Here is a 263-nt window from a genome sequence, read left to right as displayed (position 1 = left end):
CGTCTGACATAACCCGCAAAGTCGACATACCCTGGCGCATATAGTGACAAGTGATCCAGGCATTTAGAGCTTTGAGTGACTAGTGCAGGATTCTCTTCCAACTGGAACTGTCTGACCAGAGTGAAAATGAGGTTGCGAGCCTTCGAAATGTCCTGCAAATCTGGCCCAATCACATTGATGAGCGAGTTCACACAGCGACTGACAAGCACTGGTGTTGGGAAGGTCATCTCAATGTTAGACGTCGCCAGCGACGCTGCTTCTTC

At 49.8% G+C, this 263-nt stretch carries 1 protein-coding gene; it reads right to left on the bottom strand.

Annotated features, from left to right (window positions below; translation table 11 throughout):
* The coding region (locus tag PZC42_RS24865) for a hypothetical protein (protein WP_277214268.1) at positions 1-263 on the bottom strand (263 nt) is incomplete at both ends.

This window comes from Isoptericola croceus, from assembly GCF_029382255.1.
Lineage (GTDB): Bacteria > Actinomycetota > Actinomycetes > Actinomycetales > Cellulomonadaceae > Isoptericola > Isoptericola croceus.
The sequence above is the reverse complement of the archived record's forward strand: the minus strand, read 5'-3'. Positions and strand labels throughout refer to the sequence as shown.